The sequence below is a fragment of the Streptomyces sp. NPDC050534 genome, assembly GCF_044457745.1.
GTDB lineage: Bacteria > Actinomycetota > Actinomycetes > Streptomycetales > Streptomycetaceae > Streptomyces.
Genome location: NZ_JBITHF010000002.1, coordinates 363,907 through 379,747, shown reverse-complemented (window position 1 = coordinate 379,747; position 15,841 = coordinate 363,907). Strand labels below are relative to the sequence as shown.

The following is a 15,841-nucleotide window of genomic DNA, read 5'->3' as shown; positions in this document are numbered from 1 at the left end:
CCTCCCTGGACGAGGGCCCGTTGGCAACAGGGGAGCCAACGGGCCCTCACTCATGCCCGGCGTTCGGGCAGTTCGGCCTCGATGAGGTCGGCCGCCCGCCGCGTGCCGCCTTCCTGAGCCATCTCGGCCTGGATGTCCTTGAGCCTCCGGGCGACTTCGGGATCGCCGGCGAGGGAGAGGGCGGCCTCGCGCAGCACCTCGGCGCTCGCCTCCTCCGTGTCGATCCGGTGTGCGACGCCGAGGCCCACCAGCATGTCGGCGTTGCCGAACTGGTCCACGGCCTGCGGTACGGCGATCATCGGGGTGGCGGTGCCCAGCCCCTCCTGGCTGCCGCCCGCACCGGCGTGCGTGACGAACAGGTCGGCCTGCTTGAGGATCGCCAACTGCGGGACCCAGGAGCGCACTTCGACGCCGTCCGGTACGGCCCCCAGGTCGGCCGGGTCCACATGCCTGCCGATCTGGAGCACGAGGTGCCAGCCCGGCAGCTCGCCGAAGGCCCGCACGCACTCCCGGTAGAAGGCGGGCCGCTTGGTGAAGGCGGACCCGAGGGAGACGAGCACGACCTTCTCGGCTCCCGCGGGCCGCCTCCAGTCGCCCTCGGCGGCGCGGTCGCCCTGACAGGCGCCGACGAACGTGTACACGCCCTCGTCGACCCGATCGGCGTTCGGCTGCATCGCCCTCGGGATCAGGACGAGCGAGCGGTCGGGCCGGCCGGCGAAGGGATCGGGGTGCAGGCTGATCCCGTTCTCCTTCAGCCAGTTCTCGAACCGGGCGTAGTACGCCTGTCCGCGCGGAGTCTGCTTCGGCTCGGCCCACATCGGCTCGGCGACCTCCTCCTCGTAGCCCTCCCAGGCGACGAGGTTCGGCGACAGCGAGACCGCGGGCACGCCCCAGCGGTGGGCGAGGACGCGCGCCGGGTACGACGTGATGTCGTGCAGGACGAGGTCAGGCTCGTCCCCCTCGTACGCCTCGGCGAGCTGCGGCAGCGCCTGGATCGCGTCGGCCAGGAACAGTTCGACGTGGTCCAGCAGCGTGCTGCCCCAGGCATCCGGGTCGGCGTCGGGCCCGGGCAGCGTGGAGTTCCAGAGCTTCGGCTCGGCACCGGTCCCGGCGACCTTCTCCGCGAACACCGGCGGGATCGCGTACGTCACCCGGTGCCCGCGGGCGACGAGCTCGCGGATCACCTCCAGGCTGGGGTTCACATGCCCGTGGGCGGCGACGGAGAACATCGCGATGTGGGCGGGGCGGGTCACGAGGGCTCGACTGGTCATGTGATCGACCGTAGGCGAGACGATACGTCTCGTGCAACTGGAATAGGTGAGCCGCGCGCGTGCCGGTGACCTCATGCGCCCAGCACCTCGTGCAGCCTCAGCCAGCGCTCCGGCGGTACCTCGCCCACCAGGACCCCGGCGTCCAGTCCCGCCGCACGGAACGCGGCGTCCACCCGGCACCTCGGGCACCCGCGCCGCAGCGAGGCGTACAGGGAGCCGCCGACGCCGGAGAAGCCGAGTTCGACGAGGCGCCGCCAGCTCTCGTACGCGGCGGGTTCCAGCAGCGGGGTGCGGCGGCGCTCGATGCGGATGATCCCGGCGTCGACGCCAGGCGCGGGCCGGAACCGGCTGCGCTCCACCCGTCCGGCCGGCCGCCACTCGTGGCGCGGCCGGCTGCGGACCGTGACGAGGGTCCAACTCCCTTAGTCGCCGGTGCGCTTACGGGCGTACTCGAGCTGGATCAGGAGGGTGGCTTCGGTGAGCGCGGGCGCCCGCAGGCACCATTCGACGATGGCCGAGGTGCGGGAGAACGGCACGTTCCCGGCGACGGAGAAGGCGGTGCGCGGGGGCTCGGCGACGAGAAAGTCCCCTCCGATGACGGTGACTTGGGTCGCCTTCGCGAAGCGGTGGCGGAGTACGGGGACGAGCCGGCGGTCGATCTCGTACGCGCGCAGCTCCCGGCAGCGAGGTGCGAGCCGTTCGGTCAACGCGCCTTTCCCGGCGCCGACTTCGAGCAGCAGAGGAGCCTCGCTCCCGCGGGGGACGGCGAGGCGGGCGGTGGGGTCCCCTCCCCCCGCTCGAGCGAAGTCGAGAGTGGGGGAGTTCGGCGGTGGCGCGATCGGCGAGGAAGTTCTGCGAGAGCGCGCGGGAGGTGGGGCTGGGACGGGCCATGGCCTGCGTCCTTGTCTTCCGTGAGAAGGGAGAGGGCAGCCGAGGCCCTGACCGGAAGACAGGAAGCGAGAGGTGCGCGGGACGCGTGCCGCCAAGGGGTCACGCGCCGCGAGGGAATCAGCGGACGCGGCTCTCCGTACCGGTCAGGGCACCGGGGCCACGACGCATCCGTACGGAGTGCGCGGTGCCCCGGCCGAGACCGGAGATGGTGATCGCGTTGCAAGCTGCCACGGACGGGACGCTGGGCGGCCGGCCGTTCGCGGGCAACGGGTTTTCGCCCGGGCTACACTCCCGGTCCGCTCAGCGCTGGTACCGCGCGAGGACCAGGTTGCCGTCCTTCTCCAGCCGTCCGCGCAGCTCGGCGAGATCGATGGCTCCGCTGTAGTACTCCTGGAAGGCGGGTGTCGCCACCTTGTCCTTCCACTCGGGGTAGCCGCGGACGGACTGCGCTGGCGCCGGGCGGAGGTGGGCTGCGAGGGCGGTGCCGGTCGCCCAGCCGTCCTTCGGGGTGTGCAGGGCAGGGTCCGCGAGTGCCCGGATGCCGGTCGGCAGCATCCAGTCCCCCAGTGCGAGCCGCACCATGTTCTTCGGCCGGAGCAGGAAGCCGACGAACTCGGCGGCCTCCTTCTTGTGCGGGCTGTCCTCGGCGATGGACAGGGTCTGCGGGCTGACGCCCTGGGTGAGCCCGTCGGCGCCGGCCGGGGCCGGCAGCACCTGCCACCGGAAGCCCTTGGGGGCCTGCTGCGCGATCTGCTGGCGGTAGGAGAAGCCGAGCGGGACCATCGCGTACCTGCCGGCAAAGAAGCCGGGCAGGGTGTCGGAGCCGCCGCTGCCCAGGGTCGTGGGCGAGGCACTGTGATCGGTGTTCGCCTGCGCGTGGATGGTGCGCGGCACCACCTGGTCGGCGGCCCCGAAGCGGATGGTCACCTTGCCGTCCGCGCCCCGGTGGAACAGTTCCCCGCCCGCCGACAGGGACAGGTTGAGCGTGGCGGAGACGGGCTCCTTGAGCGGCCAGGCCACGCCGTACCTCCCCTTTCCGCTCAGCCTTTTCGTCACCTGCCTGAACTCCGCCCAGGACCAGGGGCGTTCGGGAGTCGGAATCCGTACGCCCGCCTTCCGCAGCCGGGCGGAGTCGGCGATGAGCACGCGCGGCTCCTGGAGGAAGGGCACGCCGTAGACGCCGTCGCCGAAGGTCGCTGTCTTCCAACTCCGCTGCGGGATATCGGACTTGAGTCGTGCGGGCAGCAGTCCGGTCAGGTCGGCGAGATAGCCGCCGTAGGCGAAGTCCGCGAGGTCGTCCGAGGCGTCGTGGATGATGTCGGGGGCCTCACCGCCCTCGAAGGAGGTGAGCAGCTGGTCGTGGACGCTGTCCCAACTCCCCTGGATAAATTCGACCTTGACGTCCGGATGGCTCGCGTTCCACTCCTTCACCAAATCCTTGTTGGCCTCGACCGACTCCTGCTGCCAGGCCAGGGACTGGAAGCGCAGCGTGATGCGGCCGCCCGCCGAGCCGCCCGCCCCGCTGCCGCCGCTCGTGCAGCCCGCCAGCAGCAGGGTGAGCGCGAGGGCGAGCAGGCAGATCGTTCGGGTGCGCATCAGTTCTTCACCGCCCCGGTGAGCATGCCGCCGGTGATCCGCCGCTGGATGAGCGCGAAGACGACCAGGGAAGGCAGGGTCGCGAGGAACGCGGCCGCCGCCAGCGGGCCGAGGTCCGCGACGCCCTCCGCGCCGATGAAGTGGGTGAGGACGACCGGCAGGGTCTGTTTCTCCGGGGTCTTCAGCAGGACCAGCGCGAAGAAGAACTCGTTCCACGCGGTGACGAAGGCGAACAGCCCCGTCGCCGCGATCCCGGGCGCGAGCAGCGGCGCCACCACCGACACCAGCGTCCGCGCCCGCCCGGCGCCGTCCACGGCCGCGGCCTCCTCGACCTCGGCCGGTACGGCGCGGACGTATCCGGCCAGCATCCACAGCGCGAACGGCAGCGCCCACACCACGTACACCAGCGTCAGCCCGAACAGCGAGTCGATCAGGCGCAGGTTCTTCAGCACCAGGAACAGCGGGATGATCACCAGGACCAGCGGGAACGCCTGGCTGACCACCACCCAGCCGGTGGCGGCCCGGGTCAGCGCGGTACGGCGGCGGGCCATCACGTAGGCGAGCGGCGTCGCGATCACCACGGCGACGACGGCCGCCCCGGCCGCGGCGAGCAGGGAGTTGAGCGCGGCGTGCAGCAGGGGCTGCTCGTCGAAGGCCTGCCGGAAGTTGTCCAGGGTGGGGTGCCGGGGGATCCAGGTGGGATGCAGACTGCCCAGCTCCCGGGGGGACTTGAAGGCGGTGGACAGCAGCCAGACGAGGGGGAAGGCGAGGAAGACGAGATACGCGAGCAGCGCCGCGTACTGGCCGGCGCGGATGCGGGTGCGGGTGCGGGTCCTGGTTCTCATGCGTCCTCGCCTCCGCTCAGCCGGCCGACCAGGAAGAGGGCCAGCAGCACCGCGACGACGGCCACCATCACGCATCCCATCGCCGCCGCGTACCCGAACTGGCCGTAGCGGAAGGCCTCTTCGTAGGCGAAGAGCATGGGCAGCCGGGTACGGCCGCCGGGGCCGCCGCTGGTCAGCACGTAGACCAGGGCGAAGGAGTTGAAGTTCCAGATGAGGTTGAGAGCGGTGATGGCGAGGGCGACCGGCCGCAGTGCGGGCCAGGTGACCGTGCGGAAGCGGCGCCAGGCGCCCGCCCCGTCGACGGCGGCCGCCTCGTGCAGTTCGCGCGGGGTGTTCTGCAGCCCGGCGAGCAGCGCGACCGTGGTCTGCGGCATGCCGGCCCAGACGCCGACCACGATCACCGCGGGCAGGGCCGTCGCGAGCCCGGCGAGCCAGTCGTGGCCCCCGCCGAGGCCGAGGTCGCGCAGGGTCTCGTTGAGGACGCCCGCGTCCGGGTTGTAGACCAGCCGCCACATGACGCCCACGACCACCTCGGGCATCGCCCACGGGATGATCGCCAGGGCGCGGGCCAGCCATCTCAGCCGCAGGTCCTCGTTGAGCAGCAGCGCGAGTCCGAGCGCCAGCAGGAACTGCGGCACGGTCACGCCGACCGCCCACACCAGCCCGATGCGGAACGACTCCCAGAACAGCGTGTCGTGCAGCAGGTCCTGGAAGTTGAGGCCGCTGATCCACCGCGTGGCCTGCGTCCGGCCCGACTGGGCGTCGGTGAAGGCCAGCAGGACGCCGTAGAGCAGCGGTCCGACGCTCAGTACGAGGATGGGGATCAGCGCGGGGAGGACGAGGAACCAGGCGCCGCGGTCGGTGGAGCGCCGCGCCGGTCTCACCGCCTGGGCCACTGCCGCCACGGCATCTCCCCCTCTGTACGGCGCGGCCGGATCGTGCGGGGCGGCCGGGCCCGCTCATGGTCGTGAGGGCAATGTGCCCCGCAAAGTGCCCGCGCACCCGGTGCGACCTGTACGGATGCGAGACTGATCGACGTATGGCGTGATTTGGACGCTGCTCACGGCGGGAGTCCGACGCTGTCCACGGCAGGGGTACGACGACACGGAGGCGGACGATGGACGAGGCACGCGCGCGGGACGTACTGGCCTCGGCGCGGGTGCTGCCGGGCCCGGCACGGGACGCGTGGCTGCTCGCCCTGGGCGAGAACGCCGTGTTCGCCGCCGGCGACCTGGTGGTCAAGGTGGGCCGGGACGCGGAGCTGCTGGACCGGGCACGCCGCGAGCTGGACATCGCGCTGTGGCTCGCCGAGGCGGGCGTGCCTGCGGTGCGGGCGGCCGAGCCGAAGCCGCGGCTGGTGGAGGGGCACCCCGTGACCGTGTGGCACCGGCTGCCGGATCCCGTGCGGGACGCCGAGCCGCGGGATCTGGCCGAACTGCTGCGGGTGGTGCACGCGCTGCCGGTTCCTTCTTTCCGGTTGCCGCCGCGGGAGTTGCTGGGTGGCGTGGAACGTTGGCTGCGGCTCGCGGGGGACGCGATCGCTCCGGCTGACGCGGCGTATCTGCGTGCGCGGCGGAACGGGTTCGCGTCCGCCGCGGCGGCGTTGACGCCTCGTCTGGCGCCGGGCCCGATCCATGGGGACGCGTTGCCGCGGAATGTGCATGTGGGGCCGGACGGGCCGGTGCTGGTCGATCTGGAGACGTTCTCCTCGGATCTGCGGGAGCACGATCTGGTGGTCATGGCGCTGTCGCGTGACCGGTACGGGTTGCCTGCGGCGGCCTATGACGCGTTCGTCTCGGCGTACGGCTGGGATGTGCGGGAGTGGGAGGGGTGTTCCGTGCTGCGGGGGGCCCGGGAGACGGCCAGTTGTGCGTGGGTTGCTCAGCATGCGCCGAGTAATCCCAAGGCGTTGGCCGAGTTCGGGCGCCGGGTGGCGTCGTTGCGGGACGGGGACGAGACGGTGCGGTGGTATTCGTTCTGAACGCGTGATGTCCCGGGACGCGTTGGCCTTGGGCGGGTGCGGGTCGTTCGTGGCTGGTCGCGCAGTTCCCCGCGCGCCTTCGGGGAGTTGCCGTCACCCGGCCTGGATTGTTCGGGCCGCCTCCTGAAGCTCCTTGAGGACCGTTCGGACCGCTGTGCGGGCTGTGCGTTCCGGGCGGTGGAGGGCGTCGATGTGGCGTCGTGCCTGGACTCCGCTGAGGGGCTTGAGGACCAGGGCGGGGTGGGGGCGCGTGGTCCAGCGGGGCATCAGGGCGAGGCCGCCGCCCGCCGCCACGGCCTCGGCGGCCACCGCGAAATCGTTGATGCGGTGGGCGAGATGGAGACGCCTGCCCGCCGCGGCGGCGATCGCCTCGACGGTCGCCAGGACCGGGAAGCCGTCGTGCACGGTGATCCACGGCTCGGCGGCCACGTCGCGCGGGGTCACGCGGCGCTTGGCGGCGAGGGGGTGTCCGGCCGGCATGGCCACGTCCAGGGGTTCGCGCAGCAGCGTCGTCGCGGTCACCGTGTCCGGCCACGGCGCGGCGTGGTCGAGACGGTGCGCGAGGACGAGGTCGTACTCCCGGGTGAGGCGCGGGAAGTCCTCCTGCGGTACGTCCTCGTCGGCGAGCCTCGGCACCGGTGTGCCCGGCCCGGCGAGTGCCCGCAGCAACAACGGGAAGAACGTCGCGGCCGCGCTGTGGAAGGCCGCCACCGACACCTCGCCGTCGGGCCGGTCCAGGAACTCCCCGACGCTGCGGCGGGCCCGCTCCAGCGCGCTCTCCACCTCGATCGCCGAGCCCGCGAGCGTCTGCCCGGCGTCGGTGAGCACCAGGCGCCGCCCCTGGCGCTCGGTGAGCGGCACCGGGATCGACCGCTGGAGCAGCCGCAGCTGCTGGGAGATCGCCGACGGGGTCACGAGCAGCGCCTCGGCGACCGCGGTGACACTGCCCAGCTCGCCGAGCTCCCGGAGAATCCGCAGCTGCCGTTCGTCCATGCCTCCAGTCTAGGGATTCGATGTAGCTCTGCTAAAAGATCGTTTTAGAAAGTGGTACTGGCCTTCAGAGAGGTCTCCGGTGCACGGTGGGGCGGTGTCCGACGTCCGCCGTACCGATGCGGTACTCCTCCTTGTCGCCGTCGTCTGGGGTTCGAGCTATCTCTCCGCCCGGACGGCCACCGCCGCGCTCCCCGTCCTGCTGGTGCTCTTCGCGCGCTACGCCCTGTCCGCGCTCGCCTGTCTGGGCGTCGTGGCGGCCCGCCGCGGGCCGCGCCGGTGGAGCCGTGACGAGCTGCGCGCGGGTGTGCCGCTCGGCCTGACGCAGGCAGCCGTCCTGATCGTGGAGACGTACGGCGTCGCCCACACCAGTGCCGCCAACGCGGGGCTGATCATCAGCCTCACCATCGTGCTCACCCCGCTCCTCGACCGGGCGCACGGCGGGCCGCCGCCCCTGTTCTTCGCCGCCGCCGGCGTGTGCGTCCTGGCCGTCGGGCTGCTGATGTCCGGCAACGGCTTCCACGCCCCGCGCCTCGGCGACCTGCTGATGCTCGGCGCCGCGGTGGTACGGGCGGCGCATGTCGCGCTCGTCGGCCGGCTCACCGGCGGCCGGGACATCCGCCCGCTGCATCTGACGGCCGTGCAGACGCTCGTCGGCACGGCGCTGTTCCTGCCGGCCGCCGTGCACGGCCTGCCGACGCTCGCCCGGGCCGGCACGGCGACCTGGACGCAGCTGGTGTATCTCGCCCTGTTCTGCAGCGTGTTCGCGTTTCTCGCGCAGACCTGGGCCGTGCAGCGCACCTCCGCCAGCCGGGCCAGTCTGCTGCTGGGCACCGAACCGGTGTGGGCCGTCGCCGCGGGCATCGCGCTCGGCGGCGAACACCTCACCGCGCTCACCGCGCTCGGCGCCGCCATGATGGTCGCCGGCACCTACTGGGGCCAGTCCGTGGAGCGCGCCCATCGCGCCGCGGCCGCGCCCGAGACCCAAGTCCACGCCCACGAAGGGGACGCCCGATGCCGGACCACGGCACCTACGACCGTCTGATCTCCCTGCTCGACTCCTCCTCCGTCGACTACAAGCTGATCGACCACGAGCCCGAAGGCACCACCGAGGCCGTCAGCGCGCTGCGCGGGCACCCCGTGTCCGAGGCGGCGAAGTGCATCGTGCTCCGGGTCAAGGTCGACCGCCGCACGACCCGGCACGTCCTCGCGGTCGTCCCCGGGGACCGCCGGGTGGACCTGGACGCCGTGAAGACGCTGTTCGCGGCCCGCTACGTCGGCTTCAGCGACACCGAGACGGCCGAGCGGCTCGCACAGGCCGTCCCCGGTACCGTGCTGCCGTTCAGCTTCGATCCCGAACTCGAGCTGGTGACCGACCCGGACGTCGTCGCGCAGCCGCGGCTGTACTTCAACGCCGCCCGGCTCGACCGCTCCCTGTCCCTCTCGGGTGCCGACTACGAGCGGGTGGCCCGCCCTCGGGTGGAACGCGTGGCGAGCCCTGCTCTGACGTGACGGCTCACACCGCCGGCTCGTCCGAAAGCTCTCGTAGGGGCCACGTGCCGTCGACCACCGCCGTCGGGTCGCCCTTGCCGCGCAGGAAGTTCTGGAAGTCCGCCGCCCACTCGGCGTACCACTCGATCTGCCGGCGGTGCAGCTCCGCCGGGCCCAGGGCCGCGATCTTGGTGTGGCGGCCGGCTATCGCACAGGCCAGTCCGGCCGCGGCGAGGGCGTCCGCGGCGGCGTCGTGCGCGGCGTCGAGGGGGACGCCGTACTCCGTGCAGACCGCTTCGAGGTTGCGCTTGCCGCGGCGGTAGCGGTCCACCCGGCGGTCGATGCAGTACGGGTCGATGACCGGGGCGGGGGCGATGCCGCCCAGGCGTTCGCTCAGCGACGGCAGTCCGTACCGCCGCAGTTCGGCGGAGAGCAGGCTCAGGTCGAAGGCGGCGTTGTAGGCCACGACCGGGACGCCCGTCTTCCAGTAACCCGCGAGGACGTCGGCGATGGCGTCCGCCACCTGGTCGGCCGGGCGGCCCTCGGCCGCCGCGCGTTCGTTGCTGATCCCGTGCACCGCCACCGCGTCCGCCGGAATGACCACGCCCGGATCCGCCAGCCACTCCCGGCGCCCTACGGGCTGCCCGCCCCTGACCTCGATCACGGCCCCCGTGACGATGCGCGCCTCGCGCGGATCGGTCCCGGTCGTCTCCAGGTCGAAGCCGACCAGCAGCTCCTGGTGCCAGCCCATGGGCGGCCCCCCTTCTTGGTGGTGCTTTCCCCCAGTGGTCTCCACCTTCCCATGCGCCACTGACAATCCGAGGAGCGCATTCCGCTTACCGCCGGGGACGGTTCAGGACACGGGACGTGAATCCGCCCAAGTCGTCTCGAACTCCTCGCGGTAGGTGGGGAAGAGTCCGTTGTCGACGCCCTTGTCCAGATCGCCCGGCTTGACCACGCGGTTGCCGTTGCGCAGCACCAGCACCGGTGCCTCCATGCCGCGCGAGCGCCGCAGATAGGACTGCACGACGGCGACGCCGTCCGAGCCGTCCCCGTCGACCAGGTAGGCCGCGCAGCGCGGGGTCTCGTCGTAGACCTGGATCTCGAAGGCGCCCGGGTCGCGCAGCCGCGACCGGACCCGGCGCATGTGCAGGATGTTCATCTCGACGGCGCGGCTCAACTCGCCCCGCTTCATGCCCAGTTCGCGCTCTCGCCGCTTCACCGCGCTGGACGCCGGGTTGAGGAACAGCAGCCGTACCCGGCAGCCCGCCTCGGCCAGGCGCACGAGCCGCCGCCCGGAGAAGTTCTGCACGAGCAGGTTGAGGCCGATGCCGACGGCGTCGAGGCGGCGGGCGCCGCCGAAGATGTCCTCGGCCGGGAAGTGGCGCAGCAGCCGCACCCGGTCGGGGTGCACGGCGACCACGTCCGCGTACCGGTCGCCGACCAGGTCCTCCACCGCGTCCACGGGCAGCCGGCGGGCCGAGGGCACGTCCCCGGCCGCGCCCAGGACGTCCAGCAGCTTCGCGGAGGCCCGCTCGGCCTGGCTCAGGACGGCCTCGGACAGGGCCCGGTTGCGGGAGACGACGTTACGGGTGACCTCGAGCTCGTCCAGGGCGAGTTCCACCTCGCGGCGGTCGTCGACGTACGGCTCGAAGCACGGCCAGTGCTGCACCATCAGCTCGCGCAGCTGCGGCAGCGTCAGGAAGCTGAGGACGTTGTCGTCGGCCGGGTCGAGCAAGTACCCCTTGCGGCGGCTGACTTCGCGCACGGCGACCGCGCGCTGCACCCACTCCTGGCCCGCCGGACCGGCCGCGGCGACCACCCAGTCGTCGCCGTGGACGGGTTCGTAGATGGGCCGCAGAACAGCGGCGACGACCGCGCGCAGCCGCTGCTCGACGAGGTTCAGCCATATGTAGGCCCGTCCCGCTCGCTGGGCGCGCGTACGCACCTCGCGCCAGGCGTCGGCGTCCCAGTCCAGCTCCGGCCCGATGGAGTTCGTCGCCATGGGCCTGGCCAGAGACACCGTGCCGGGCGGGACGTCTGTGGAGTTCCCCTCGTGACCCTCGTCACCAGGGGGCAGCTCCAGCCCTCCCGAGCCCACCCGCGCACCGCCTTCCGCTCCCCCGAGCTTCCCCGTCTCAACGATCAAGGAAGGGTACTCCGGGACCGGTCGGCGATGCAGCCGGATGGACAGGGTCGTTTCTCAACTACGCGGCTCCCAGTGGCCGTTCTGGGCCGCGAGGGCGTCGGGAGTGAGCGGATTCATAGCGGTGACGTCACGCGGGGCGATGGAGAAGCCCTGCCAGTGGACGGGCATGGGCTGCTGGTCCTCGTCCCGGGCTATGTGGTGGAAGCCCACGTTCATCCAGAGGATCGGGTGCGTGAGGGTCTGGCCGTTCACCCACTTGTCCACGGACTTGCCCGCACCGGCCGGGCAGCTGCCGGTGTTGTTGCTGGCGAACTGCTCGCACTTGTTGTACTCGGTGACGTACAGGTCGTGCTGGGTGAAGCTGCGGCCCGGGTACTTCGTGGTGGGGCCGGGGACGATCTCGTACGAGCGCGCGTGGCCGTCCTTGTTCTTGCCCGTCGCGCTGACCATCCGCCACCAGCGGTAGGTCTTGTAGTCGCCCGCGAGCTCCTTGGTGATCTTGGTGCGGGTGGTCTTGGCGGACGGGGCCTCCTGGCCGCGGGCCGGTGCGCTGACCTTCGAGTCGTACTGCTCGACCTTGGTCTTGGAGGAGCCGTCGAGCCCGAAGTCCAGCCGCCAGAAGACGTTGTGGGTGTGGCTGGTGGCGGAGGCGGTGGCGCCCTTGCCGATGGGCCAGCCGCGGCCGTCGCCGGCGTCGTAGTCCTCGTAGGAGAGGCTGCCGGTGGCGCCGACGTTCATGTTGATCGTGCCGTCGTCCTGGAAGCGCCACTCGGTCATGTACTCGTACCAGCCGACCTGGTTGACCGTGTAGACGAGCAGGTCCTTGCCCTGCTGCTGGTAGACCTTGTTCGCGCTGTCGCCCTGCATGCGGTAGGCGTGGCCGCGGGAACGGGTGGTGGTGCACAGGCCGTTGACGTTCGGGTGCTGCGGGTCCCAGGAGTCCGGCACCTTGACGGACTTGATGGTGCCGCCGGGGCACTCGCCGGGCGCCAGGTTCACCAGGCCCTGGGCGAAGCCGAAGCCCGTCAGGTCGTCGTACTCGACGCTGCCGTCGTCGTAGGGGACGTCGATCTGGGCGAGCCGGGCGCTGTTGAGCACCTTGATCGGCTTGGTCTCGCCCTTGGGCTGGTAGGAGACGTCGTCGAGGACGAGTCCGGCCTTGCTGTCGTAGCGCCAGCACATCGTCCAGGTGGTGCCGCTGGAGAGCTTCTGCTGGATCTTGTAGGCGGCGCTGCAGCCGGCGGCCGGGGCGGCGGCGGTCTTCGGCTGGGCGGAGGCGGGCCCGGCACCGGTCATCGCTCCGGCGGCGAGCGCGACCACGGACAGACCGACGGCCGCGCGGGTGCGTGCACGGCTCGTTCTCCACGGCCGGGGGCCGCTGATCGGACGCTGTACGTGCATGAAGAGGTGACTCCCTTACAGGAGGAGCAAGTTGGAAAAGTGGACGAGGGTCAGCGGTCGAGCTTGGCGATCTTGCCGGCGCTGAGGTCGATGATCAGCTTCCTGGCGTCGATCCACGGGCCGTTGACGACCTTCGGGAACAGCCGCACGCACCGGTGCTCGCCGCACTTGTCCAGCACGGCGGGCTGGGCGCCCGCGGTGGCGCGGTAGACGGCGCCGTTGAGCAGCAGCTGGTCCGGCGAGGTGAGCTCCTTGCCGGTCGCGTCCTTGTAGTCGGCCTTCAGGCCCGCGCCGAGCGGGTCGGCGATCAGCAGCCTGGCCGCCTCGGCGTTCTCGGCCCGGCTCAGCGGCGGCTGGACGCCGTGCTGCGTGCCGGTCTCCTCGACCTTCCCGGTGTCCAGATTGACCGTCTTCGTGACGAGAGTGTCGTTCTTGTAGTCGTAGAACGTCACATCGGCCCGGCGCGGCGCGTTCGCACCGTCCGTCCCGTCGTCCTCCGGGTCGACGAGGTCGACGGTGAGGCGCTGCGGCCCCCGGTCGCCCGCCACGTTCTGGGCGGAATTCAGCAGCTGCCGGTTCGCGGCGATCTGCTCGGCCCGCTTGATCTCGTCGCCGGTCAGCGGGTCGCTGCCCTTGCCCCGGTCACCGTCGGCCGGCGCCTGCTGGACCACGCCGGGCCGGACCGCCCCGTCCTGCCCCGCCTGCTGCGCGGACTGTGTCCCCGCCCCGCTCCCTCCCGACTCGTCGGCCCCCGCCGTCCCCGGCAGGGTGATCCCGACCATCACGGCGGTCCCTGCCACCGCGACGGCCGCACCGGCCACCACCTTTCCCAGATGGCGGTGCACTATGTTGCGCACATCTTCCCCCTACTCCCCCTGGTCACGGGAGTACCTGTTTGCCCCACTGGTTCGGCATACCGCGTATGCCTGGTCGAGCGGTAAGAGGGACGTAAGTCATAGGTGGTTCCATCACTTTCGGGGACACTCGACCCGAAGGCGCCTCCGGCGTCGCGCTCCAGCTGAAAGAGTCGATCCATGCAGGTCTGGCCTGGCGAGGCGTATCCGCTCGGTGCCACGTACGACGGCGCCGGCACCAATTTCGCGGTCTTCTCGGAAGCCGCGGACCGAGTAGAGCTGTGTCTGCTGCACGACGACGGCTCGGAGACGGCGGTGGAACTGCGCGAGAGCGACGCGTTCGTACGGCACGCGTACGTGCCCGGCATCATGCCGGGGCAGCGGTACGGCTTCCGTGTGCACGGGCCGTACGCACCCGAGCGCGGTCTGCGCTGCAATTCGGCGAAATTGCTGCTCGACCCGTACGCGCGCGCGATCAGCGGCTCCATCCGCTGGGGCGAGGAGGTGTACGGCTACCACTTCGACGCCCCCGACGAGCGCAACGACCTGGACTCGGCCCCGCACACGCAGACGTCGGTCGTGGTCAACCCCTACTTCGACTGGGGCGACGACCGGCGGCCGCGCCGCGGCTACCACGAGACGGTGATCTACGAGGCGCATGTGAAGGGCCTCACGATGCAGCACCCGGGGCTGCCCGAGGAGCTGCGCGGCACCTATGCGGCACTCGCGCACCCGGTGATCATCGAGCATCTGGTGGAGCTCGGCGTGACCACGCTGGAGCTGATGCCGGTGCACCAGTTCGTGAACGACCACCGGCTGGTCGACATGGGCCTGAACAACTACTGGGGCTACAACACGATCGGCTTCTTCGCCCCGCACAACGCGTACGCCTCCTGGGGCGACCGCGGCCAGCAGGTCCTGGAGTTCAAGTCGGCGGTGCGGGCCCTGCACGAGGCCGGCATCGAGGTCATCCTGGACGTCGTCTACAACCACACGGCCGAGGGCAACCACCTCGGCCCGACGCTGTCCTTCAAGGGCATCGACAACCCGCAGTACTACCGCCTCACCGACGACCCGCGGTACTACATGGACACCACGGGCACCGGGAACTCCCTGCTCATGCGGTCCCCGCACGTCCTGCAGCTGATCATGGACTCGCTGCGCTACTGGGTCACGGACATGCACGTCGACGGCTTCCGCTTCGACCTCGCGGCCACGCTGGCCCGGCAGTTCCACGAGGTGGACCGGCTGTCGTCGTTCTTCGACCTGGTGCAGCAGGACCCGGTGGTCTCCCAGGTGAAGCTGATCGCCGAGCCCTGGGACGTCGGCGAGGGCGGCTACCAGGTGGGCAACTTCCCGCCGCTGTGGACCGAGTGGAACGGCAAGTACCGCGACACCGTACGGGACCTGTGGCGCGGCGAGCAGCGCGCGCTCGCGGAGTTCGCGTCCCGGCTGACCGGCTCCTCCGACCTCTACCAGGACGACGGCCGCCGTCCGCTCGCCTCGATCAACTTCGTCACCTGCCACGACGGCTTCACCCTGCACGACCTCGTCGCGTACAACGACAAGCACAACCAGGCCAACGGCGAGGACAACCGGGACGGCGAGAGCCACAACCGGTCCTGGAACTGCGGGGTGGAGGGCGAGACCGACGACTCCGGTGTGCTGGAGCTGCGGGCCCGCCAGATGCGGAACTTCTTCGCCACGCTGATGCTCTCCCAGGGCGTGCCGATGATCAGCCACGGCGACGAGTTCGCGCGCACCCAGCGCGGCAACAACAACGCCTACTGCCAGGACAACGAACTGGCCTGGGTGAAATGGCCGGACCCCGACGCGGAGGAGGGCTCCGCCGACCGCGAACTGCTGGACTTCGTGCGCGCGATGGTGTGGCTGCGCAAGGACCATCCGGTCTTCCGCAGGCGCCGCTTCTTCCACGGCCGGCCCGTGGAGGGCACGCACGACGACCTGTCGGACATCGCCTGGTTCACTCCCGAGGGCAAGGAGATGAACCAGCGGGACTGGGACACGGCCCCGGCCTCCGCGCTGACCGTGTTCCTCAACGGCAACGCGATCTCCGAGCCCGGTGTGCGCGGAGAGCGGATCGGCGACGACTCGTTCCTGCTGATGTTCAACGCCTCGCCCGAGCCGCTGGACTTCGTGGTGCCGGTCAACCACGGCCGGCAGTGGCAGGTCGTTGTGGACACGGCCCGCACGGAAGGGGTGCTGCCGGACGGGGACCAGAAGGTGCAGGCCGGTGACCACCTGACACTGGTGGACCGGAGCATGACGGTGCTCCGGCGGCCGGTCTAGGCCCTGGCCCGCCGGCTCCTCCGCGCGCGCGTGGAGGAGCCGGCGGGCCGGTCAGGCCGGTG

General features: G+C 71.3%; 12 protein-coding genes and 2 pseudogenes. 4 read left to right on the top strand and 10 right to left on the bottom strand.

Features of this window, described 5'->3' with window-relative positions; translation table 11 throughout:
- Positions 1-50: 50 nt before the first annotated feature.
- The 5 genes and pseudogenes from mgt to ACIBN2_RS07235 form a co-directional block, all read right to left on the bottom strand.
- Positions 51-1,308: pseudogene (mgt, locus tag ACIBN2_RS07255) on the bottom strand (macrolide-inactivating glycosyltransferase).
- A gap of 34 nt (positions 1,309-1,342) precedes the next feature.
- A pseudogene (erm, locus tag ACIBN2_RS07250) lies at positions 1,343-2,162 on the bottom strand (ErmE/ErmH/ErmO/ErmR family 23S rRNA (adenine(2058)-N(6))-methyltransferase).
- Between the two features lie 300 nt (positions 2,163-2,462).
- Positions 2,463-3,758: an ABC transporter substrate-binding protein gene (locus ACIBN2_RS07245; protein WP_399133219.1), complete on the bottom strand. Its 1,296-nt coding sequence runs from the start codon at positions 3,756-3,758 to the stop codon at positions 2,463-2,465.
- On the bottom strand, positions 3,758-4,603 hold the full coding sequence (locus ACIBN2_RS07240; protein ID WP_399133218.1) for a carbohydrate ABC transporter permease: 846 nt from the start codon (positions 4,601-4,603) through the stop codon (positions 3,758-3,760). The genes ACIBN2_RS07245 and ACIBN2_RS07240 overlap by 1 nt, the downstream gene beginning before the upstream one ends.
- Complete coding sequence (locus tag ACIBN2_RS07235) at positions 4,600-5,508, bottom strand: carbohydrate ABC transporter permease (RefSeq protein WP_399133217.1); 909 nt, start codon at positions 5,506-5,508, stop codon at positions 4,600-4,602. The genes ACIBN2_RS07240 and ACIBN2_RS07235 overlap by 4 nt, the downstream gene beginning before the upstream one ends.
- A gap of 212 nt (positions 5,509-5,720) precedes the next feature.
- On the opposite strand from ACIBN2_RS07235, the gene ACIBN2_RS07230 reads away from it, so the two are divergent.
- Positions 5,721-6,584, top strand: a complete 864-nt coding sequence (locus ACIBN2_RS07230; RefSeq protein ID WP_399133216.1) for a phosphotransferase enzyme family protein — start codon at positions 5,721-5,723, stop codon at positions 6,582-6,584.
- 93 nt (positions 6,585-6,677) lie between these two features.
- Here ACIBN2_RS07230 and ACIBN2_RS07225 read toward each other — a convergent pair whose 3' ends face one another.
- The gene (locus ACIBN2_RS07225; RefSeq protein WP_399133215.1) at positions 6,678-7,577 is read right to left on the bottom strand and encodes a LysR family transcriptional regulator; all 900 of its coding nucleotides are present in this window, start codon (positions 7,575-7,577) and stop codon (positions 6,678-6,680) included.
- Positions 7,578-7,671: 94 nt separating this feature from the next.
- Here ACIBN2_RS07225 and ACIBN2_RS07220 point away from each other — a divergent pair, with 94 nt between their 5' ends.
- Both ACIBN2_RS07220 and ACIBN2_RS07215 read left to right on the top strand, forming a co-directional pair.
- A complete protein-coding gene (locus ACIBN2_RS07220) occupies positions 7,672-8,619 on the top strand; it encodes a DMT family transporter (RefSeq protein WP_399133214.1) in 948 nt (315 codons plus the stop codon).
- Positions 8,589-9,086, top strand: a complete 498-nt coding sequence (locus ACIBN2_RS07215) for a YbaK/EbsC family protein (RefSeq protein WP_399133212.1) — start codon at positions 8,589-8,591, stop codon at positions 9,084-9,086. The genes ACIBN2_RS07220 and ACIBN2_RS07215 overlap by 31 nt, the downstream gene beginning before the upstream one ends.
- 4 nt (positions 9,087-9,090) lie before the next feature.
- Here ACIBN2_RS07215 and ACIBN2_RS07210 read toward each other — a convergent pair whose 3' ends face one another.
- The 4 genes from ACIBN2_RS07210 to ACIBN2_RS07195 all read right to left on the bottom strand — a co-directional run bounded on the left by ACIBN2_RS07210 (position 9,091) and on the right by ACIBN2_RS07195 (position 13,472).
- Positions 9,091-9,816 carry a 3'-5' exonuclease gene (locus ACIBN2_RS07210; protein ID WP_399133211.1) on the bottom strand — a complete coding sequence of 242 codons (726 nt, stop codon included), beginning with the start codon at positions 9,814-9,816 and terminating at the stop codon, positions 9,091-9,093.
- 102 nt (positions 9,817-9,918) lie between these two features.
- Positions 9,919-11,166 (bottom strand): SAV2148 family HEPN domain-containing protein, encoded by a 1,248-nt coding sequence (locus tag ACIBN2_RS07205; protein WP_399133949.1) that lies wholly within the window; start codon positions 11,164-11,166, stop codon positions 9,919-9,921.
- A gap of 102 nt (positions 11,167-11,268) precedes the next feature.
- Positions 11,269-12,615: a copper amine oxidase gene (locus tag ACIBN2_RS07200; RefSeq protein ID WP_399133210.1), complete on the bottom strand. Its 1,347-nt coding sequence runs from the start codon at positions 12,613-12,615 to the stop codon at positions 11,269-11,271.
- A 50-nt stretch (positions 12,616-12,665) separates the two neighbouring features.
- The gene (locus ACIBN2_RS07195) at positions 12,666-13,472 is read right to left on the bottom strand and encodes a Tat pathway signal sequence domain protein (protein WP_399133209.1); all 807 of its coding nucleotides are present in this window, start codon (positions 13,470-13,472) and stop codon (positions 12,666-12,668) included.
- A 177-nt stretch (positions 13,473-13,649) separates the two neighbouring features.
- On the opposite strand from ACIBN2_RS07195, the gene glgX reads away from it, so the two are divergent.
- Positions 13,650-15,779: a glycogen debranching protein GlgX gene (gene glgX / locus ACIBN2_RS07190; RefSeq protein WP_399133208.1), complete on the top strand. Its 2,130-nt coding sequence runs from the start codon at positions 13,650-13,652 to the stop codon at positions 15,777-15,779.
- Positions 15,780-15,841 lie beyond the last annotated feature (62 nt).

Bases quoted from the DNA above. Each gene is read 5' to 3' on its own strand.
- ACIBN2_RS07240 (WP_399133218.1), bottom strand. From the start codon at position 4,603: ATGAGAACCAGGACCCGCACCCGCACCCGCATCCGCGCCGGCCAGTAC.
- glgX (WP_399133208.1), top strand. From the start codon at position 13,650: ATGCAGGTCTGGCCTGGCGAGGCGTATCCGCTCGGTGCCACGTACGAC.
- ACIBN2_RS07245 (WP_399133219.1), bottom strand. From the start codon at position 3,758: ATGCGCACCCGAACGATCTGCCTGCTCGCCCTCGCGCTCACCCTGCTG.
- ACIBN2_RS07210 (WP_399133211.1), bottom strand. From the start codon at position 9,816: ATGGGCTGGCACCAGGAGCTGCTGGTCGGCTTCGACCTGGAGACGACC.
- ACIBN2_RS07215 (WP_399133212.1), top strand. From the start codon at position 8,589: ATGCCGGACCACGGCACCTACGACCGTCTGATCTCCCTGCTCGACTCC.
- ACIBN2_RS07200 (WP_399133210.1), bottom strand. From the start codon at position 12,615: ATGCACGTACAGCGTCCGATCAGCGGCCCCCGGCCGTGGAGAACGAGC.
- ACIBN2_RS07230 (WP_399133216.1), top strand. From the start codon at position 5,721: ATGGACGAGGCACGCGCGCGGGACGTACTGGCCTCGGCGCGGGTGCTG.
- ACIBN2_RS07225 (WP_399133215.1), bottom strand. From the start codon at position 7,577: ATGGACGAACGGCAGCTGCGGATTCTCCGGGAGCTCGGCGAGCTGGGC.